Annotated in this window: 17 protein-coding genes; 8 read left to right on the top strand and 9 right to left on the bottom strand. The window is 72.1% G+C overall.

Translation table 11 applies throughout. The features are described 5' to 3' along the window. The first annotated feature begins 4 nt into the window (after window positions 1-4). Window positions 5-1,288 carry an MFS transporter gene (locus tag ACFY29_RS33690; RefSeq protein ID WP_386992651.1) on the top strand — a complete coding sequence of 428 codons (1,284 nt, stop codon included), beginning with the start codon at window positions 5-7 and terminating at the stop codon, window positions 1,286-1,288. 282 nt (window positions 1,289-1,570) lie between these two features. Here ACFY29_RS33690 and ACFY29_RS33685 read toward each other — a convergent pair whose 3' ends face one another. The 3 genes from ACFY29_RS33685 to ACFY29_RS33675 all read right to left on the bottom strand — a co-directional run bounded on the left by ACFY29_RS33685 (window position 1,571) and on the right by ACFY29_RS33675 (window position 5,024). Beyond that, on the bottom strand, window positions 1,571-3,277 hold the full coding sequence (locus ACFY29_RS33685) for a bifunctional metallophosphatase/5'-nucleotidase (protein WP_328421342.1): 1,707 nt from the start codon (window positions 3,275-3,277) through the stop codon (window positions 1,571-1,573). 288 nt (window positions 3,278-3,565) lie between these two features. Next, window positions 3,566-4,234: a histone deacetylase gene (locus tag ACFY29_RS33680; protein ID WP_386992649.1), complete on the bottom strand. Its 669-nt coding sequence runs from the start codon at window positions 4,232-4,234 to the stop codon at window positions 3,566-3,568. 10 nt (window positions 4,235-4,244) lie between these two features. Beyond that, entirely contained in the window at window positions 4,245-5,024 is a 780-nt protein-coding gene (locus ACFY29_RS33675; RefSeq protein ID WP_386992646.1) for a phosphodiesterase, read from the bottom strand. 197 nt (window positions 5,025-5,221) lie between these two features. Between ACFY29_RS33675 and ACFY29_RS33670 the strand changes: the two genes are divergently transcribed. Then, the gene (locus ACFY29_RS33670; RefSeq protein ID WP_386992643.1) at window positions 5,222-6,643 is read left to right on the top strand and encodes a diguanylate cyclase; all 1,422 of its coding nucleotides are present in this window, start codon (window positions 5,222-5,224) and stop codon (window positions 6,641-6,643) included. 128 nt (window positions 6,644-6,771) lie between these two features. Here ACFY29_RS33670 and ACFY29_RS33665 read toward each other — a convergent pair whose 3' ends face one another. Then, window positions 6,772-7,830 (bottom strand): aspartate-semialdehyde dehydrogenase, encoded by a 1,059-nt coding sequence (locus ACFY29_RS33665; protein WP_328421350.1) that lies wholly within the window; start codon window positions 7,828-7,830, stop codon window positions 6,772-6,774. A 5-nt stretch (window positions 7,831-7,835) separates the two neighbouring features. Further along, window positions 7,836-9,101: an aspartate kinase gene (locus ACFY29_RS33660; RefSeq protein ID WP_252417410.1), complete on the bottom strand. Its 1,266-nt coding sequence runs from the start codon at window positions 9,099-9,101 to the stop codon at window positions 7,836-7,838. Window positions 9,102-9,369: 268 nt separating this feature from the next. Here ACFY29_RS33660 and ACFY29_RS33655 point away from each other — a divergent pair, with 268 nt between their 5' ends. Beyond that, window positions 9,370-10,158, top strand: a complete 789-nt coding sequence (locus ACFY29_RS33655; protein WP_386992640.1) for a hypothetical protein — start codon at window positions 9,370-9,372, stop codon at window positions 10,156-10,158. Window positions 10,159-10,241: 83 nt separating this feature from the next. Continuing rightward, entirely contained in the window at window positions 10,242-10,781 is a 540-nt protein-coding gene (locus ACFY29_RS33650; protein ID WP_386992637.1) for a nitroreductase family protein, read from the top strand. A gap of 13 nt (window positions 10,782-10,794) precedes the next feature. Here the strand turns inward: ACFY29_RS33650 and ACFY29_RS33645 are convergent, their stop codons facing one another. Further along, a complete protein-coding gene (locus ACFY29_RS33645; protein ID WP_386992635.1) occupies window positions 10,795-11,781 on the bottom strand; it encodes an ArsR family transcriptional regulator in 987 nt (328 codons plus the stop codon). Between the two features lie 77 nt (window positions 11,782-11,858). Here ACFY29_RS33645 and ACFY29_RS33640 point away from each other — a divergent pair, with 77 nt between their 5' ends. Next, on the top strand, window positions 11,859-13,130 hold the full coding sequence (locus ACFY29_RS33640) for an MFS transporter (RefSeq protein WP_386992633.1): 1,272 nt from the start codon (window positions 11,859-11,861) through the stop codon (window positions 13,128-13,130). A gap of 237 nt (window positions 13,131-13,367) precedes the next feature. Beyond that, window positions 13,368-15,125: a 2-isopropylmalate synthase gene (gene leuA / locus ACFY29_RS33635; RefSeq protein ID WP_386992631.1), complete on the top strand. Its 1,758-nt coding sequence runs from the start codon at window positions 13,368-13,370 to the stop codon at window positions 15,123-15,125. A gap of 41 nt (window positions 15,126-15,166) precedes the next feature. Here the strand turns inward: leuA and ACFY29_RS33630 are convergent, their stop codons facing one another. Next, entirely contained in the window at window positions 15,167-16,660 is a 1,494-nt protein-coding gene (locus ACFY29_RS33630) for an MFS transporter (RefSeq protein ID WP_355610783.1), read from the bottom strand. Between the two features lie 107 nt (window positions 16,661-16,767). On the opposite strand from ACFY29_RS33630, the gene ACFY29_RS33625 reads away from it, so the two are divergent. Continuing rightward, window positions 16,768-17,409, top strand: coding sequence for an HNH endonuclease family protein (locus ACFY29_RS33625; protein ID WP_386992629.1), 642 nt, complete (start codon window positions 16,768-16,770; stop codon window positions 17,407-17,409). After that, entirely contained in the window at window positions 17,406-17,798 is a 393-nt protein-coding gene (locus ACFY29_RS33620; RefSeq protein WP_386992627.1) for a hypothetical protein, read from the top strand. Before ACFY29_RS33625 ends, ACFY29_RS33620 begins: the two co-directional genes overlap by 4 nt. A gap of 102 nt (window positions 17,799-17,900) precedes the next feature. On the opposite strand, the gene ACFY29_RS33615 is transcribed toward ACFY29_RS33620, so the two are convergent. Together ACFY29_RS33615 and ACFY29_RS33610 are read right to left on the bottom strand one after the other, a co-directional pair. Then, the gene (locus tag ACFY29_RS33615) at window positions 17,901-19,004 is read right to left on the bottom strand and encodes an oligopeptide/dipeptide ABC transporter ATP-binding protein (protein WP_328421369.1); all 1,104 of its coding nucleotides are present in this window, start codon (window positions 19,002-19,004) and stop codon (window positions 17,901-17,903) included. Continuing rightward, a complete protein-coding gene (locus tag ACFY29_RS33610; RefSeq protein ID WP_386992624.1) occupies window positions 19,001-20,014 on the bottom strand; it encodes an ABC transporter ATP-binding protein in 1,014 nt (337 codons plus the stop codon). Before ACFY29_RS33610 ends, ACFY29_RS33615 begins: the two co-directional genes overlap by 4 nt. Window positions 20,015-20,019: the final 5 nt, after the last annotated feature.

Here is a 20,019-nt window from a genome sequence, read left to right as displayed (position 1 = left end):
CGGAATGTTGCGTCGCGCCCTACCTCGCCGTTCGGAAGCTCGCCGACTCCTCATCGGCACCCTGCTGTCGGCGATCGGGCGCGGCCTGACCCTGCCGTTCCTGTTCATCTACCTGACCGACGTACGCGGGCTCACCGACACCCGTGCCGGGCTGGTGATCGGCTGGTACGGCGCGGTCACCCTGGCCCTGTCGCCGCTGGGCGGGACACTGATCGACCGGTTCGGCGCCCGCCGGGTGGTGGTGCCGTGCCTGCTGATCGAGGCGGTCGGCACCGGCTCACTGGCGCTGGTCAACTCGACCGGCTCGGCCCTGCTGGTGATGACGGTGGTCGCCATCGGCAGCTCGGCCATCTGGTCCGGGCAGAACACCATCCTCGCCTCGCTGACCGACGACGACGAACGGCAGCGCGTCTTCGGGCTGAACTTCGCCCTGCTCAACCTCGGCATCGGTATCGGCGGCATGACCTCCGGCGCGATCGTCGACACGGCCCGACCCGGCACCTTCGAGACGGTCTACGTGCTCGACGCGGTGAGCTACCTGATGCCGGCGCTGATCCTGCTCACCCTGCCCGGCGTCGGCCACCGACTCGGCCATCGTCGGACCGACGACGAGCCATCGCCCGGCGGCTACCTGACTGTGCTCCGCGACCGCCCGTTCCGCCGGCTGGTGATCTTCGGGCTGGTCCTCACCACCTGCGGGTACGCCCAGATCGAGGTGGGCTTCGCCGCGTACGCCGTGCGGGTCGTCGAGGTGACGCCCCAGGTGGTCGCCTGGGCACTCGCGGCCAACACGGTGATGATCGTGCTCGCCCAACTCCTGATGATCCGCCGGATCGAGGGGCGCAGTCGCACCGGTGCGCTCGTCGTGGTCGGGGCGGTGTTCGCTGCCGCCTGGCTGGTCCTCGGCGCCGGCGGCCTGGTCAGCACCGGAAACGCCGTGGTGGCCGCCCTGTGCGTGGTGGCCTGCTCGGCGATCTTCGGCTTCGGCGAGACGATGCTGTCGCCGGTGATGCCCGCGCTGACCAACGCGCTGGCCACCGACGAGCTGCGCGGGCGGTACAACGCGATGAGTTCGATGATCTTCGGGATCAGTGGCGTGATCGGCCCGGTGACCGCCGGCCCGCTCATGGGCGCCGCCGACGGCAGGGTCTGGGTGGCGACGGTGGTCGGCGGCTGCCTGGTCGCCTCGCTGATCGCGCTCTCGCTGCGCCGACTGCTCACCGCCGCCCAGGACGGCCGACCGACAACCGCACCGACCGCACCCGTCCCAGCCGCCGCCCACGCCTGACCCCGCCCGCGCTAAGCCGGGGGCGCGCCGCCGCGCTAAGCCGGGAGCACGCCGCCGCCGCGCAAGATCGTGCTCGATCCAGGATGTAGTGGCGTCGGCACGCCGGGAGGCCACTACATCCATGTTCGAGCGTGATCATGCCGCCGCTGACGGCCGGGCGCGGCGGGCGCGGTGTGCGGCGGACGCGGTGTGCGCGGCTGGCGCGGCTGGCGCGGTGTGCGCCGGAGACGGGTCGGGCCCCGGAGCGGATGCTCCGGGGCCCGATCGTCACGGGGTCGTCCGTCAGGCGGCGGGGACCTCGGCGGTGGTGCGGATCCGATCCAGCGTCGGCGCGGAGACCGGCGACTGCGCGGTCAGGTACGCCACGAACGCGTCCAGGTCGATCTGCCCGGTGACCAGGTTCGTCCCGCCGGTGAGGGCACTGAACCCGTCACCGCCGCCGGCCAGGAAGTTGTTCACCGTCACCCGGTAGGTGGCGGCGGTGTCGACCGCGGTGCCGCCGAGGGTGAGGCTGCCCCGGACCACCCGGGTGCCCGCGCACGGGTCAGCCACGGTGCCGGTGGTGCCGTTCGGGTCGACCACGTAACCGACGGTCGAGGACGGGTACAGCGTCCGGCCGGTGACGAACTGCTGCTCCAGGACGCAGTAGAGCTGCGCACCGGTCAGGTCCAGCGTCACCAGGTTGTTGGCGAACGGCTGCACCGTGAACGCCTCCTCGTAGGTGACCAGGCCGGCGTCGAGGTCGGCCCGTACCCCGCCCGGGTTCATGAAGGCGGCGACGGCGCCCTGCTCGTCGTCGGTGGCGGCGAACTGCGCGTCGGCGATCAGGTTGCCCAGCGGGGACTCGCCCAGACTCGTACCGAAGAGGGTTTCCTGGCTCCGGGTGATCGCCTGGGTGGTCTCGCCGACCTGGCGGCCGGCGACCGGGCCGAGCACGGTCTTGTACCGGTTGATCAGGGCGGTCTGCTTCGGGTCCTTGGCCACGTCCCGGCTGACCACGACGTTCTCCGCGGCGGCGGAGAGCACGTCCCCGGTCCGACGGTCGATCTTGAGGTCGATGTCGGTGACCAGGCGACCGAACGAGCTGGCGCTGGTGACCAGCTTGCCGTTGATGTCGCAGTTGTACGCCTGGTGGGTGTGCCCGCTGACCACCACGTCGATCGACGGGTCCATCCGGTTGGTGATGTCCACGATGGGCCCGGTCATGCCGACGCAGTCGTTGATGCCGCCGGTCGCGGCCTGGGTGCCGCCCTCGTGCAGCAGCACGACGATCGCCTCCACACCCTGGCGGCGCAGCTCGCGGGCGTACCGGTTGGCGGTGACCGCCTCGTCGGCGAAGGTGAGGCCGGCGACGCCCTGCTGGCTGACGATCTCCGGGGTGCCCTCCAGGGTCATCCCGATGAAGCCGACCTTGACGCCCTGCACCTTGTGGATCGCGTACGGCGCCATCAGCGGCTTGCCGGTCGCGGTCTTGAAGGCGTTCGCGGACAGGTACTGGAACCCGGCGCCCTGGTACGGGGTGCCGTCGGCGCAGCCGTCCACCGGGTGGCAGCCGCCGTTCTGGATCCGCAGCAGCTCGGCGGCGCCCTCGTCGAACTCGTGGTTGCCGACGCTGGCGTAGTCCAGCCCGGCCATGCTCAGCGCCTCGATGGTCGGCTCGTCGTGGAACGCGGCGGAGAGCAGCGGCGACGCGCCGATCAGGTCACCGGCGGCGACCGTGATGGTGTTCTTCTTCTTGGCGGCGGCGCGCAGCTCGGCCAGGTGGGTCGACAGGAACTCGACACCGCCCGCGGCCTGCCCGGCGATGGTGCCGCTGGACCCGCTCGGGGGTTCGAGGTTGCCGTGGAAGTCGTTGAGGGCCAGCAGGGTGACGTCGACCGGCTTCGGCCTCGCATCGGCCTGCTCGGGGCTGGTGGCGACCGCGCCGAACGCGGCCACCGCGAGTGCGGTCAGGCCGACGGCGGCCCGACGCATCCCGGGGATGGACATGAAACTCCTCATGAGAATCGGCGCGTGCGGTGCCCGGACTGTGGGTCGACCGGGCCGCCGACCGACGCCGTCGGAAGGATCGATCGCGGATGCCGGCGGTTGGGATCGCCGCCCGCCCGGACAGCCTCTCATCCGGACGCCGACCGGTCGACCCGGCAGCACGTCAGTGCTGCGAATATGCCCGGACGGTCGGATGACGCCGACGTGACCGACGGTTGACCGCACGTCGCCGGACGTCGCTGTCGCCCGGGTCCAGACAGGATGGGACAGCCGGCGTGGCCCGGGGTGTCAGTCGACGGCGAGCGCCTCGGTGACCAGCGTCGTGACGGCGTCCGGCGGCCAGCCGTCCGCGACCCCGGGGCGCTGCGCCAGGTAGCTGGCGATCCGTCCGGCCGGCCAGCCGTGCGACTCGCGCAACCCTCGGGCGATCATGCTGAGGTAGACCGGCGCGGGCGGCCGGCACCGCTTGGCGGACGCCGGTTCCGGGGCGGTGAAGGTGAGCATCGGCAGCCCGGTGTGCTGGCCCGGGCAGACCAGCGTCTCGTAACGCCCGGGGCCGAGCGTGGCCCGTCCCTCGGCGACGGCCGCATCGATCGCCGCGCCGGTCGCCGGGACCAGGTCGGCCGTGTCACCCGTTGGCCGGTACATCTCCTGCGCCGCGATGTCGGTGAACTGCTCGACGGTGACCAGGTAGGCGCGGGCCGCGGCCACGCCCGGTAGCTGCGGGTCGTAGAAGGCCATGCCGCCGGTCCAGGCACCGGACTCGCCGGCGAAGTAGATCCCGCCGGGCAGCGACACCGGCACCGATCGGCTCGGTGGGCGGGGGTCCCGGCAGCCCGGGTACGTCCGTCGCCCGCCAGGCGGGCAGCCGCCGCCGATGTACCACGCCAACCGGGCGGCGTGCATGTTCGAGCCGTACGCGACGTACCAGACCAGCCGCTCCTCGGTGTCGACCACGACGGGCGCGTCAGAAGCCGCAGGTCTGGCCTGCGGAGTGGCTGACCTGGACCGTGTGCGTCACGCAACCGCCCGACTCGACCAGGTGCAGCAGGAACGCGGTCGGCTCGGCGACCCAGCCGATCTGCTCGTCGGCGCTCATGGTGAGCGTGCTCTGCCGCCAGGTGCTGGGTGCCACGGTGAGCACCGTGCCGGCGTACCCCGTGGTGACCGGGCGGTGCAGGTGGCCGGCGGCGACGCGTACGACGTGCCGGTGCCGGCCGATCACCTCGGCGAGCGCGTCGGAGTCGGCGAGCCGGATGGCGTCGGCCACCGGGATGCCGACCGCGACCGGCGGGTGGTGCAGGCAGACCACAGCGGGCACCTCGGGCCGGCCGGCCAGCACGCCGTCGAGCCAGCCGAGCTGCTCCTCGCCAAGTTGGCCAGCGTCGCTGCCGGGGATGAGCGAGTCGAGCACCACGACGGTCGCCGCCTCGTAGTCGACGTGGTAGTACGCGGAGAACCCGCCGCCGAGCCAGGGTGTGCCGCCGAAGGCGTCGAGCAGCGACTCCCGGTCGTCGTGGTTGCCGGTGACCAGGTGCACCGGCAGCGGGAACCGGCCGATCAGCTCGCGCAGCGCGGCGTACTCGTCGGGCCGGCCGTGGTCGACCAGGTCACCGGTGATCACCACGCAGTCCGGTCGGGGCCGCAGCGCCAGCACCCGGCCGAGCGCGCGGTGCAGGCCCGCGGCCGGTTCGGCGGCGAGTAGGCCGGTGGTCAGATGCGGGTCACTGAGCTGGGCGATGAGCACGTGCCGCCTCCTCGGTGCGGGAGTTTCCACGCTATCGGCGATGGATGCCTCCCGGGGCCCCGCGCCCACAGGCTGCGTCCACAGCCTGTGGATAGCACATGTGTACGAAGTCCGGCCGACGCCCGGATCACCCTGGGTACGCTTGATCTCACGGCTCGGCGCCGGCCGACCCCTCCCCTACCTGGAACGACGTGCGAGTGGATCATCAGCAAGTCATCCGTGACGTCTCCGTCCGCCTGCCGATGGCGTCGAGCACGCCGGAGGCCTGTCGGTGGACGGTCAACGCGCTGGCCCACCACACCCCGGCGACCATCTCCGTGCTGCTGGAGGTCCACGACCGGCTGCGCTGCGTCGCGGCGACCGGCGCCTGGCAGGTCTTCGCCACCGTGCCGACCCGGACCGGGATCGTCGGCCGGGTGTACGCCACCGCCACCACCGCCGTCGTCCCGGATGTCACCGCCGATCCGGACTATCTGCCGGTACGCCCCGACGTGACCGCAGAGCTGTGCGTGCCGGTGCTGGACCCGGCGGGCCGGGCGATCGGCGTCCTCGACCTGCAGTGGAGCGAGCCCGTCGACTTGGAGCCGTGGCGGCAGACCGCCCAGCGACTGGCCGCCCGGCTCGGCGCGAGGATCGTCGCGCTCGGCGGCCCGCCAGCGGAGAGTCCCAGCGAGAAGCTGCTCCGGCACGCCGCCGCACTCTCCTCGGCGCCAACCGAGGGGGCCGTGCTCGCTGCGGCGACCTGCGCCGCCCGTGAGGTCTCCACGCTCTCCACGGCGGTGCTGCTGATCGCCGGCCCGGAGGGCGCCGAGATCGGGCCGCCGCCACTGGTCCCCGCCGAGCTGGAGACCCGGATCCGGGCCGAGCTGACCGAGGCGACTCCGGCCGCGCTCGACCGGATGGTCGACCGGGCGCACCGGTACGGCGCGGGATACACGCTGGGCGAGGCGGAGCACCCACCGACTGCGGACTACCGGCCGCTGACCAGGGCCGGGGTGCGCACACTGATCGCCGTACCGGTCGGACCGTCGGACGCTGGCGGGGTGTTGCTGGTCGCCGACGAGCGGTTGCTGCGCCCGGACCCGACCACGGTCAGTCTGATGGAACTGCTCGCCGGGCAGGCCTGGACCAACCTGGACCGGCTGCGCACGCTGGCGCGGCTGCGGGAGCAGGCCAGCTCGGACCCGCTGACCGGGCTGCGGCACACCGGCCCGTTCGGGCAGCGGATCGCGGCGGCGACCCCGGGGCGTACGGCCCTGCTGGCGATCGACGTGGACGGCTTCAAGATCGTCAACGACACGTACGGCCACCAGGCCGGCGACCGGGTGCTGGTCGGGCTGGCGCGGGCGTTGGAGGGGGCGCTGCGGCACGGTGACGAGCTGTACCGGATCGGCGGCGACGAGTTCGTCGCGGTGATCGAGGTGAGCCGCCCGGAGGAGGCGGTCCGGATCGCCGAGCGGCTCACCGAGGCGGCCCGGCGCACCGGCCGCACGATCAGCGTGGGCGTCGCGCTGCCCCACCCCGGCGAGTCCCCCGACCGCACCCTCCGCCGCGCCGACCAGGCCCTCTACGCCGTGAAACGCCAAGGCCGAGACGGCGTCCACCTATCCGCTGCCTAACCCCCACCCCCACCCCCCGTCGATCATGGAGTTGTGGTGCGTCCCAAAAGGGGCGTGATTGGATCTAACGCCCACCACGACTCCATGATCGACGCTGGGAGGTGGTGGGGTAGGGAGGGCGAGGGAGGTTACTGGGTCAGGTCCTTGGCCAGGAGTTCGCCGATCTGGGCGGTGTTGAGGGCGGCGCCCTTGCGAAGGTTGTCGCCGGTGATGAAGAGGTCCAGGGCACGTGGGTCGTCCAGGGCGCGGCGGATCCGGCCGACCCAGGACGGGTCCGTGCCGACCGCGTCGATCGGCATCGGGAACTCTCCCGCGGCCGGATCGTCGACCAGGATCACTCCGGGGGCGTTGCGCAGCGCCTCGCGGGCGCCCTCGGCGTCCACCTCGGTGGCGAAGACCGCGTGTACGGCCACCGAGTGGCCGGTCACCACCGGCACCCGCACGCAGGTGGCGGAGACCTTGAGGTCGGGCAGGCCGAGGATCTTCCGCGACTCGTTGCGGACCTTCATCTCCTCCGACGACCAGCCGCCGTCGGCCGGCGAGCCGGCCCAGGGCACCACGTTGAGCGCCAGCGGCGCCGGGAACGGGCCCAGGTCGTCGCCGACCGCCTGCCGGACGTCGCCGGTCCGCGAGCCGAGCAACCGGTCCCCGGCGACCTTGGTGAGCTGGTCGTGCAGGATGTCGACGCCGGCCTGGCCGGACCCGGAGACCGCCTGGTACGAGGCGAGCACCAACTCCCGCAGGCCGTACTCACGGTGCAGCGGGGCGACCGCGATGATCATCGTGAGGGTGGTGCAGTTGGCGTTCGCGATGATGCCCCGGGGCCGGTTACGGACCTGCTCCGGGTTGATCTCCGGGACCACCAGCGGGACGTCCCGGTCCATCCGGAAGGCGCCGGAGTTGTCCACCGCGATCGCGCCGCGGGCGACGGCGATCGGCGCCCACTCGGCGGAGACCTCGTCGGGTACGTCGAACATCGCCACGTCGACGCCGTCGAACGCCTCCGGGGTCAGCGCCTGGACGACGAGATCCTCACCCCGGCAGCGCACCCGCCGCCCGACGGAGCGCTCGGAGGCGAGCAGGCGGATCTCACCCCAGACGTTGCGACGCCCGGTGAGCAGCTCACACATCACGGTGCCGACGGCACCGGTCGCTCCGACCACTGCGAGGGTGGGCAGCGCCGTCATCGGCGCTACCTACCCGTCCCCGCGTAGACCACGGCTTCGGTGTCGCCGCCCAGCTCGAACGCGTCGTGGATGGCGCGGACGGCGGCGTCCAGGTCGGTGTCCCGGCAGACCACGGAGACCCGGATCTCGGAGGTGGAGATCATCTCGATGTTGACCCCGGCCGCGCCGAGCGCGGCGAAGAAGCCGGCGGCCACGCCGGGGTGCGAGCGCATGCCTGCACCGATCAGCGAGACCTTGCCGACGTGGTCGTCGTAGAGCAGGCCCTTGAACTTGACCGACTCCTGGATCTTGCTGAGCGCGGCCATCGCGGTCGGGCCGTCGGTCTTGGGCAGGGTGAACGAGATGTCGGTCCGGCCGGTGCCCTCGGTGGAGACGTTCTGCACGATCATGTCGATGTTGATCTCGGCGCCGGCGACGGTGTCGAAGATCCGCGCGGCGGCGCCCGGCTCGTCGGGCACGCCGACGATCGTGATCTTGGCCTCGCTGCGGTCGTGCGCAACGCCGGTGATCAGTGCCTGCTCCACGGAAAGGTCCTCCATCGATCCGGTGACCATCGTGCCGGTGTTGGTCGAGTATGACGAACGGACGTGGATCGGCAACCCCGCCCGGCGGGCGTACTCCACGCTACGCAGGTGCAGCACCTTCGCGCCGCACGCGGCCAGCTCCAGCATCTCCTCGTACGTGATCTGCCGGATGTGCCGGGCGTTGGGGACGATCCGCGGGTCCGCGGTGAAGATGCCGTCGACGTCGGTGTAGATCTCGCAGACATCGGCGTGCAGCGCGGCGGCGAGCGCCACGGCCGTGGTGTCCGAACCGCCCCGGCCCAGCGTGGTGACGTCCTTGGTGTCCTGCGAGACGCCCTGGAAGCCGGCCACGATGACCACCGACCCCTCGTCGAGCGCGCCCTTGAGCCGCCCTGGGGTGACGTCGATGATCCGCGCCCGGCCGTGCACCGAGGTGGTGATCACGCCGGCCTGCGAGCCGGTGAACGAGCGGGCCTCGTACCCCAGGTTGTGGATGGCCATGGCCAGCAGCGCCATGGAGATCCGCTCCCCGGCGGTGAGCAGCATGTCCAGCTCACGGCCCGGCGGCAGCGGGCTGACCTGGTTGGCCAGGTCGAGCAGCTCGTCGGTGCTGTCCCCCATCGCGGAGACCACCACCACCACGTCGTCGCCGGCCTTGCGGGCGGCGACGATGCGCTCGGCCACCCGCTTGATGCGCTCGGCGTTGGCGACGGAGGACCCGCCGTACTTCTGCACCACGAGTGCCACGACGGTGCACTCCCTCCCAGCGACCCTGAGCGTGCCGACGCCGCCGGAACCGGGGCCGGCGGCGCGTGTCAAACCACTTGAGGGTATCCGGCGGGTCGCGGCGGCGGGTCGGGTGATCCCATCATCCGGCCCGCGCGCGCCACGGGCGGGGCGGCCGCCCCGCCTCACCAGGTCGGGCGGTACGCCGACGCGGTCCCGCCCGACACGCCGGGGCGAGCCGCGTGCGCGCCGGCACCCGCCGCCCGCCCGCACCCACCAGAATGGGCCGGTGCCCGTCCTCATCCGCTCGGCCGGCCGTGTGCTCGGGCCGCTCGCGCTCGCCCTGCCGGCGCTCCTGGTCGCCTGCACCAGCGAGCAGCCTCCAACCCCGCCACCGACCGATCCCGGGCCGGTCGAGGTGGCCGCCGCCCGCGACGAGTTGGCGGCACTGGCCGCGGCGGCCCAGGACCGCCATCTGGTGGCGCAGTACGCGTTCAGCCGGGCCGGTCAACCGGACCGCATGATCGTGTTCACCAGCGCGAACGACGGCAGCTGGCGGGTCGACGTGCCGGGTGGCGCGCTGGGCGGCACCGCTGATGTCTCGCTGGCCGCCACCGCCGACGGGTTGTTCCAATGCGCCCTGCCGTCGGCCGGCCGGCCGAACCCGGCCCGGTGCGTACGCCTCGGCGAGCGCGACGACGCCCTGCCGCGCCGGCTGGATCCCCGGGTCCAGCACCCGCTCACCGACTGGCTGGACGTGCTCACCGACCGCCGCGCGCCGCTCGCCGTCGCCCCGGCCGACCCGCCCAAGGGGCTCACCGGCACCTGCTACTCGGTGGACTCCACCTCCGCCTCGCTCAACGCCCCGCTGGACGTCGGCATCTACTGCTACGACCGGGACGGCACACCGACCGGCGTCCGGACGGAGACCGGCACGCTGAAGCTGGCCGCCCCGCCCGGCCCGGCGCCAGCCACCGTGCAGCTGGCCGGCCCGGTGGTGGTGGACGGGGAACCGCTGGACACCGCGGCTCCGCCGACACCCGACCCGACCGGTAGCTCGGGCGCGGGAACGCCCTGATCTTCGTCCCGTTACGGGTGCTCTTGCCCACATTTGGCGAACCCGTCCTGAGGGGCGAATCACCCATAAAGGACGATGCTCGTATGGCCGACCTCACCCCGCTACTCGCCTACCGCTGGAGCCCGCTGGCGTTCGACCCGACCGAGGTACTGAGTCGGGCGGAGGCGGCCTCACTGCTGGAGGCGGCCCGCTGGGCACCCTCGCTGGGCAACCGTCAGCCCTGGCGGTTCACTCTCGGTCACCGCGATGACGAGACCTGGAAGCGGATCCTGGTCAACCTCCCCGAGCGCGACCAGCGCTGGGCCCACCGGGCCGCCGCGCTGCTCCTCGCCGCGCACGTCGACACCGACGCCGCACCGGCGGACGGGGTCGCCTACGACCTGGGACAGGCGGTCGCCCACCTCAGCGTGCAGGCCACCGCGCTCGGGCTGCACGTACGCCAGGTCCTCACCGTCGACCGTGCCGGGCTCGCCGCCGACCTGCACCTGCCCGCCGACGTGCGGCCGTACGCGGTGGTCGCCGTCGGGCAACTCGGCGACCCGCTCAGCCTCCCGGCCGACCTGGTCGCCGAGGAGACCGGCCTGCGGCACCGCCGACCGCTGGCCGACCTGCTGCTCCGCTGATCGACCGCCGGAGCTACCCGCCCCGGCTGGCGCGCAGCAGGACCGTCGCGGCCTCGGTGTTGCGGTAGAAAACGTGCCGGCCCTGTCGAGACCGGTGGACCAGGCCGGCGGCGTGCAGCGCGGCCAGGTGCTGGGAGACGTTTCCGGCGGACATCCCGGTGAGTCGGGCCAGGTCGGTGGTGGTGGTCGCCGCGTCGAGCAGGTGCAGCAGTGCGGCCCGGCCGGGGCCGATCACCCGTGCGAGCGGGTCGCCGGGCGGCGGCGCGGTCGCCTCCCAGAGCGTCCCGACCGCCCGGACCGGGTACGCCCCGGCCGGCAACGAATCCTCCAACAGGTTCCACAGCACCCGCCGGTTGGTGAACACGCCCGGATTCAGCGCCAACCCACGACCGCGCAGGTCGAAGTCCCGCTCGAACGGGTCGTCGCTGACCACCCGGTCGCCAAGCCAGCGCAGGCTCGGGTGGAGCTGCTCGAACAACCGCCCGGCACCGCCCTCGGCGAGTTGCGCGGCCCGGTACGCCACGTCGGCGTCGAGCAGCGCGCGCATCCGCGGCCAGGCCGGGGCGATCGCCTCGTCGTACCAGACCCGCACCGCGTCGACGAGCTCCGGCAGCAGCCCACGAGGGTCGGTGAGCAGCGCCCGCCCGAACGGACTCAGCGGCCGGCGCGGAGTGGTCGCCAGCAGATCCTGAACCACCACGTCCGGCGGCGTCGCCGCGATCTGATCGAGCTGCTCGGCCATCTCCACGTTCGGTCGGGCCGCCGGGGTGAGGAAGTCGGGCAGCCAGCAACCCCGCTGGGTCAGCTCCAGCAGCGGTCGGACCCGGGAGGCAACCTCGGGAGAACGCAGAGTCACCCGGGCCCGGTCGATCCACGGCAGGTGCACCGCATAGCGGACCGGGTCGGCCAGTGCCCACATGCTCATGACCGTCTCGTTGGCCGGCGACACGGCAAGCCGCACTCCCGCCACGTCGGCCAGGCTGAACCGCAACTCGGACACACGCACCCCCAGAGCAGGATTCGGTTGAGCCTAAAAGACTCGACCGCCGTCATGGGGGCACGCTTCACTCACCTGCCATGGGGGCCAGAGACACCATTCGCACCGTTGTCCGAAACGTCGTACCGCCGGCCGGGCTGACTCGCGCCCTGGCCGTGCAGGCCATGGTCAACGCCGTCGGCAGCGGCCTGTTCCACGCCGGCAGCGCCGTCTTCTTCACCCGGGCGCTCGGGCTCAGCGCCGCCCAGGTCGGGCTGGGCCTGTCCATCGCGGCGGGGGTGTCGCTGCTGGGCACGGTGCCGCTGGGCGGGCTCACCGACCGGTACGGGCCGCAGCGGGTCTGGGCGGTCGGGCTGGTGCTGGACGCGGTGCTCTTCGCGACCTACCCGTTCGTGGGCGGCTTCGCCGGCTTCCTGGCCGTGGTGGTGGCGCTGGCCGCCGTGGAGGCCGCCACCGGGGTCGCCCGTCAGGTCTACTCGATCAACGCGCTCCCCCCGGCCGAGCGGGTCACGGCGATGGCGTACCAGCGTTCGTCGCTGAACGTCGGGTTCGGGCTCGGCGCGGTGATCAGTGGCCTGGTGCTGGCCGTGGACACGACCGCGGCGTACCGGGGGATGGTCTGGTTCATCGCGGCGGTCTTCCTGGTGACGGCCCTCTTCGTGCGTCGACTGCCCCGGCTGGCCCAGGCGGCCCGGCCGGCGGAGCCGATGAGTCGGCTCGCCGTGCTGCGGGACCGCCCGTTCGTGGCGGTGTCCCTGCTGTCCGGGCTGCTCACCGCCCACCAGACGCTCTACCTGACGGTGCTGCCGCTCTGGATCCTCACCCACACCGACGCCCCGAAGACGGTGATCGCCGGGCTGGTGCTGCTCAACACAATCCTGATCGTGCTGCTCCAGGTACGCGCCAGCCAGGGCGCCGACACCGCTGCGGGCGCGGCACGGGCCTCCCGCCGGGGCGCCCTGCTGATCGCCCTGTTCTGCCTGGTCCTGCCGATCTCCGGGGTCACCCGGGGCCCGCTCACGGTGGTGGTGCTGGTGGCCGCCGCAACGCTGCTGATCGTGGCCGAGCTGATCGAGTCGGCGGGCGCCTGGGGGCTCACCGCTGCTCTGCCACCGGCCGAACAACGCGGCGCGTACGTGGGGGCGTTCCGGCTTGGCTCCCAGGTGCAGTACCTGATCGCCCCCGCCGGGCTGACCGCGCTGGGGGTGACCACCGGTGGCTGGGGCTGGTTCCCGGCGGCGGCCATCTTCGTGCTGTTGGGGCTGGCGATCGTACCCGTGGTGGCGTGGGCTGGGCGGACGCCGCGGCTCGGTGCCGCGACCGCGGAACGGGTCGTGACACCGGTCCCATAGTTCGGACGTACCTTCCCACCCCCCGTCTCATCACGTAGGGTCACCCTGTCATGTGGCAGGCGCACCTCCTCCTTGGTCGCCGCGACGAGGCCTGACGGCCGGCACCTCGTCGCGGAGTCGGACCGCGCCGCCCATCAGCACCGCAGCACACCTCGGCCCGCCGGGCAGCGACGCACCGGCAGTGACGCCGACTCCGTCCGATTGCTGAACGCCACGTGACCACGGGAGCACTCCGCCATGGCTCAACCAGCCAGCACCACCGACGCTGAGACCGATCCGATCGCCCGGCAGCGCCCGAGCCGGATGCCGTACCACCGCTACCAGCCCTACCGGGAGCAGTTCCGGGTCGACCTGCCCGACCGCGCCTGGCCGACCCGACACGTCGACACCGCACCGCGCTGGTGCGCCGTGGACCTGCGGGACGGCAACCAGGCCCTGATCGACCCGATGTCGCCCGAGCGCAAGCGTCGGATGTTCCAGCTGCTGGTCCAGATGGGCTACAAGGAGATCGAGGTCGGCTTCCCGTCGGCCAGCCAGACCGACTTCGACTTCGTCCGGCAGCTCATCGAGCAGGACATGATCCCGGACGACGTCACCATCCAGGTGCTCACCCAGTGCCGGGAGCACCTGATCGACCGGACGTTCGAGTCGCTGCGCGGGGCGAAGCGGGCCATCGTGCACTTCTACAACTCGACCTCCACCCTCCAGCGGCGGGTGGTCTTCGGGCTGGACCGGGACGGCATCGCCGACATCGCCACCTCCGGCGCGCGGCTCTGCCAGAAGTACGCCGAGATCCACACCCCGGACACCGAGATCCACTACGAGTACTCGCCGGAGTCGTACACCGGCACCGAGCTGGAGTACGCGATGGAGGTCTGCTCCCGGGTGATCGACGTGATCGACCCGACGCCGGACCGGAAGCTGATCATCAACCTGCCGGCCACCGTCGAGATGGCGACCCCGAACGTGTACGCCGACTCGATCGAGTGGATGCACCGGCACCTGCCGCGGCGGGACAGCCTGGTGCTGAGCCTGCACCCGCACAATGACCGGGGCACCGGCGTCGCGGCCGCCGAGCTGGGCCTGCTCGCTGGCGCGGACCGGATCGAGGGCTGCCTGTTCGGCAACGGCGAGCGCACCGGCAACGTGGACCTGGTGACGCTGGGGCTCAACCTCTTCTCCCAGGGCATCGACCCGATGATCGACTTCTCGAACATCGACGAGGTCCGGCGGGCCGTCGAGTACTGCAACCAACTGCCCGTGCACGAGCGCCACCCGTACGCCGGCGACCTGGTCTACACCGCCTTCTCCGGCTCCCACCAGGACGCCATCAAGAAGGGGTTCGACACCCTCGCCGTCGACGCGGCGGCTGCCGGCGTACCGGTGGACGAGCAGACCTGGGCGGTGCCCTACCTGCCGATCGACCCGAAGGACCTGGGCCGCACCTACGAGGCGGTCATCCGGGTCAACTCGCAGTCCGGCAAGGGCGGCGTCGCGTACATCATGAAGAGCGAGCACCAACTGGACCTGCCCCGCCGGCTCCAGATCGAGTTCTCCGGAGTGGTGCAGCAGGTCACCGACCACGACGGCGGCGAGGTCGACCCGAGCGCCATGTGGGAGATCTTCGCGACCCACTACCTGCTCGACCACCAGCCCGACCCGGCGGTCCGGCTGGCCGGCTACACGATCGGCACCACCGACGGCAAGGTCGAGATCGAGGCCCAGGTCGGTGTGGGCACCGAACAGCGGACGCTCGCCGCCGTCGGCAACGGCCCGATCGACGCGTACGTCAACGCGCTGCAGTCGGTCGGGGTGGGCGTGCGGGTGCTCGACTACCACGAGCACGCGCTCTCCTCCGGTGGTGACGCGCAGGCCGCCGCGTACGTGGAGTGCGAGGTCGACGGCCGGACGGTCTGGGGCGTCGGCACCGACGCCAACATCGTCACCGCGTCGATCAAGGCGGTCACCAGCGCCGTCAACCGCGCCCGCCGCTGACCGCACGCACCACACCCCCGAAGTACGGAAGTGCCCCTTCCCTACTTCGGGGGCGTGGCGGCAGGCAACGAGTGGCACGGCTGCGACGGCGGAGCGTCCCGGGGCGGTCGGTGCACCAGCACGAGGGCCAGCACCGCACCGGCCAGCAGCAGCCCGGCACACCAGGTCATCGCACCCCGGAACGCGTTCGTCAGTTCGGCCTTCTGCTCGTACCCGCCGCCGGAGAGGCCGACCAGCAGCGGCAGCGCGGCCACCGCCAGCAGGCCACCGGCCCGGGACGCGGCGTTGTTGAAGCCGCTGGCCACCCCGGAGAACCGGTCCTCCACGGCAGCCAGCACGGACGCGGTGAGCGGGGCCACCACCAGGGTCAGCCCGAGGCCGAAGAGCAGCACCCCGGGCAGCACGTCAAGCCAGTACGACGCGTCTGGCCCGACACCGCGTAGCAGCAGCAGACCGGCGGCCGACACCACCGGCCCGATGCTCAGCGGCAGCCGGGGGCCGATCCGCGCCGACAGCGCGCCCGCCCGGGCCGACCCGATCAGCAGCAGCACCGTCATCGGCAACAGCGCGATCCCGGTGCGGAAGGCCGACCACTCGACCACGTTCTGCAGGTAGACGGCGAAGAAGAAGGTGAACCCGCCGAGCGCCGCGTACACCACCACGGTGAAGATGTTCAGCACCGAGAAGAGCCGGCTGCTGAACAGGCCGGTGGGCAGCATCGCGGCGTCGCCGCGCCGCCGTTCCAGCAGCACGAAGGCCACCGCGGCCAGCACCCCGACCAGCGCCGCGATCAGCACCGGGGCCGAGTCGTAGCCGCGCGCCGGCGCGTCGATCAGGGCGTACGTGACGCCGGCGAGCGCGAGGGCGCCGAGCAGCGCTCCGAGCACGTCGAACCGGCGTCGGGTTCGGCCCGGCCCCGCGGTCCGGGAGGCGCTCTCGTCCCGGCTCTCCGGCACCCAGCGCAGGGTGGCCAGCACCACCAGCACGGCCAGCGGCAGGTTGAGGAAGAAGATCCACCGCCAGGACAGCGCGTCGATCAACCAGCCGCCGATGAACGGACCCAGCGCGGTGGACACCCCGGACAGCCCGGCCCAGGCGCCGATCGCCCGGCCCCGGTCGTCCGGGTGAAAACTGGACTGGAGCACCGACAGCGACCCGGGGGTGAGCAGCGCGCCGCCGGCGCCCTGGAGGAACCGGGCCGCGATCAGCCAGCCGGTGCCCTGGGACAGCCCGCACAGCACCGAGGCGGTGGTGAACCACACCACTCCGATCAGGAAGACCCGCCGCCGGCCGAAGCGGTCGCCGAGTGCGCCGCCGAGCAGCACGAACGCCGCCAGCATCAGCAGGTAGCCGTTGACGGTCCACTGCAGATCGGCCACGTTCGCGCCGAGGTCCTGGCCGAGCTTGGGCAGCGCGACATTGACTACCGTGGTGTCCAGGAAGACCATGCCGGAGGCGAGCACCGCAGCGAGCAGCGTGCCCCGGCCGGCGGCGGTGCCCATCCGCAGTGCGGGTGCCGGTGCGGGTCTGGTCATCCCACCAATCTGCCTTGCACGATGTGGGAGACGCCACGAAACGCCGAAACCATCCCCGGGTACTGTGCGCAATCGCCGGGAGCACGCAAGCTGGAGAGGTGTCGTCTGTGCGTACCAGATCAGAACCGCGCGCGGTGGTGGCCGCGCTCGTCGCGGCGCTGGCGCTCGGCGTGGCCGGTTGCGTCCCCCAGGATGAGCCGGAAACGCCGCCACCGAGTGGCGGCGGCAACACCGTGCAGCAGTTGGGCCAGCTCACCGTCGCCACCGCAGGCTCGATGAAGGGCTACAGCCGCGACCACTTCCCGCACTGGCGGGACACCGGCAAGAACTGCGACGTGCGGGACAGCATCCTGCAGCGCGACGGCAAGGACGTGAAACTCTCCGGCTGCAACGTGGTCGGCGGTCGTTGGGAGAGCGTGTACGACGGTCGCAGCGCCACCGATCCCTCCGACGTGGACATCGATCACATGGTGCCGCTGGCCAACGCGTGGCGCTCGGGTGCCGACGAGTGGGACGACGCGAAGCGCGGCGACTTCGCCAACGACACCACCCGGCCGCAGCTCATCGCGGTTTCCGCGTCATCCAATCGGGCAAAGGGTGACCAGGACCCGTCGCAGTGGAAGCCGGCGAACCGGTCGTACTGGTGCCAGTACGCCGAGAGCTGGGTGACGGTGAAGCACCACTGGCGGCTGACGGTGACCACCGCCGAGAAGGCCGCCCTGACCGACATGTTGGAGGGCTGCAGGTGAGCGAACAAGCCGCGACAGGCGACGGGGCGACCGATGACACCGGCCCGACCACTGCCGGCATGACCGCGGACGGCACGGCCGAGACCCCGGCCGCCGTTCCGGGGGCCGGCATGGTCGCCGACTCGGACGGGGCCGGCGGCCCGCAGAGCCGCACCGCCGACATCGTGCCCGGCCCAGGCGGGGTGATGACCGACGAGGTCGGGGTGGTCACCGGCGAGCTGACCCTGCGCACCGAGTACGCGGACGGCCGGGTCACCCTGCGCGTGCAGTACAAGGACGCGGACGAGTGGTACGCGGTGACCGGCGGGGCAGTCGGGCTGAACGACCCGGCGGGGCTGGACGCGGTGCACGGCGTCGCGGTGGCCCTGCTGCACCGCCCTGAGGGCTGACCCGCTCTGGCGCGGCCCGGCGGTCGCCCGGTCGAGCGTGATACCTCTCAGGAATATTGATGCCTCAGAGGTATCACGCTCACCAGGACGTTGAGTCCCGCCTCAGACGTACGAGCCGGGCTCGCTGGGGGCGGAGACCACGCCCGGCGAGTCGCCCTCGCCCTCGGGGCGCACGATCTGCACGCTGACCTTGTGCGGGCGCAACTCCCCGCTGGCGATCTGCTCGGCCCAGTGGCAGGCAACCCGGCTGGCGCCGATCTCGCGCAGCACCGGCCGCTCGTCCACGCAGCGCGTGGGCTGCGCCCACGGGCAGCGGGTGTGGAAGCGGCAGCCGGACGGCGGGTTAGCTGGCGAGGGCAGGTCGCCCGCGAGCAGGATCCGCTCCCGCCGGTCCTCCACGTCCGGGTCCGGCACCGGCACCGCGGACATCAGCGCCCGGGTGTACGGGTGCAGCGGCTCGGTGTAGAGCCGGTCGCTCGGCGCCTCCTCGACCAGCGCGCCCAGGTACATCACGCCGACCGTGTCGGAGATGTGCCGGACGACCGCGAGGTCGTGCGCGATCACCAGGTAGGTCAGCCCCAGGCTGTCCTGCAACTCGTCCAGCAGGTTCACCACCTGGGCCTGGATCGAGACGTCGAGCGCCGAGACGGGCTCGTCGGCGACGATCAGCTCCGGCCCGAGCACCAGCGCGCGGGCGATGCCGATGCGCTGGCGCTGCCCGCCGGAGAACTCGTGCGGGTAGCGGGACAGCGCCCAGCGGGGCAACCCCACCGCGTCCAGCGTCTCGCCGATGATCCGCCGACGGTCGGTGCGGTCGGTGCCGATCCCGTGGGTCTGCAACCCCTCGGTCAGGATGGACTCGACGTTCTGCCGCGGATCGAGGCTGGACATCGGGTCCTGGAAGATCATCTGCATCCGGCGCCGCATCGTGCGCAGCTTGCCGGGCGGCAGCGTCGTCAGCTCGACGCCGTCGAAGCTGACCTCGCCCGAGGTCGGCGGGTTGAGCTGGAGCAGTGCCCGCCCGAGCGTGGACTTTCCGCAGCCGGACTCGCCGACCAGGCCGTACGTCTTGCCGCGCGGGATGCTCAGGTCGACCCCGTCGACCGCCTTCACCTGCCCGACGACCCGGTCGAAGAGCACTCCCCGCTTGATCGGGAAGTGCACCTTCAGGTCACGTACCTCGACGAGGATGTCGTTGTCGCTCACGCTGATTCCTCCTCGCGTGGGGCGGGCACCGTGCCGGGCACCGGCTCCGGGTTGACGCACCGGTAGCTCCGCCCGTCGTAGGTGTGCACCAGCTCCGGCGGCTGACCCACGCACTCGTCGGTCCGGCGGGCGCAACGCGGGGCGAAGGCGCAGCCGTCCGGCCAGGGCAGCAGGTCACGGACCGAACCGGGGATCGGGTTGAGCTTTTCGCCCCGCCCGGCGTCCAGTCGTGGCACCGAGCCGAGCAGACCCACGGTGTACGGGTGACGCGGCTCGCGGAACAGCGGACGACGGCGTGCCGTCTCCACCACCCGGCCGCCGTAGAGCACGTTGACCGTGTCGACCATGCCGGCCACCACACCGAGATCGTGCGTGATCATCAGCAACGCGGTGCCGGAGTCCCGAACCAGCTCCTTGAGCAGCTCCAGGATCTGGGCCTGAATGGTGACGTCCAGTGCGGTGGTCGGCTCGTCGGCGATCAGCAGCCGAGGCTGGCAGGCCACCGCCATCGCGATCAGCGCCCGCTGCCGCATCCCGCCGGAGAGCTGGTGCGGGTACTCCTTCAGCCGGCGCTTCGGGTCCGGAATGCCGACCCGGTCCAGCAGCGCCGCCGCCTCCTTGGTGGCGGCGTCGCCCTTCATCCCCCGGTGCCGGGTGAGCACCTCGGTCACCTGCAACCCGATCGGGATCACCGGGTTCAATGAGGAGAGTGGGTCCTGGAAGATCATCGCGATGTCCCGGCCCCGGATGTCCCGCCGCGACCGGTCATCGAGCTGGAGCAGGTCGGTGCCGTCGAAGACGGCCTTGCCACCGACCCGCAACCCGGGCTGCTTCGGCAGCAGACCCATGATCGCCAGCGAGGTGACGCTCTTGCCGCAGCCGGACTCGCCGACCAGGCCGACCACCTCACCGGCGTCGACGGAGAAGGACACACCGTCGACCGCGTGCACGGCGCGCTGGCCGCGCCGGGCGAACGTGACGGAGAGGTCGTCCACTTCGAGCAGTGCCATTGTCG

It is taken from the genome of Micromonospora sp. NPDC000668, from assembly GCF_042897975.1.
Taxonomy (GTDB): Bacteria; Actinomycetota; Actinomycetes; order Mycobacteriales; family Micromonosporaceae; genus Micromonospora.
Note: the sequence above shows the minus strand (reverse complement) of the source record. Positions and strands in the feature narration are given on the sequence as shown.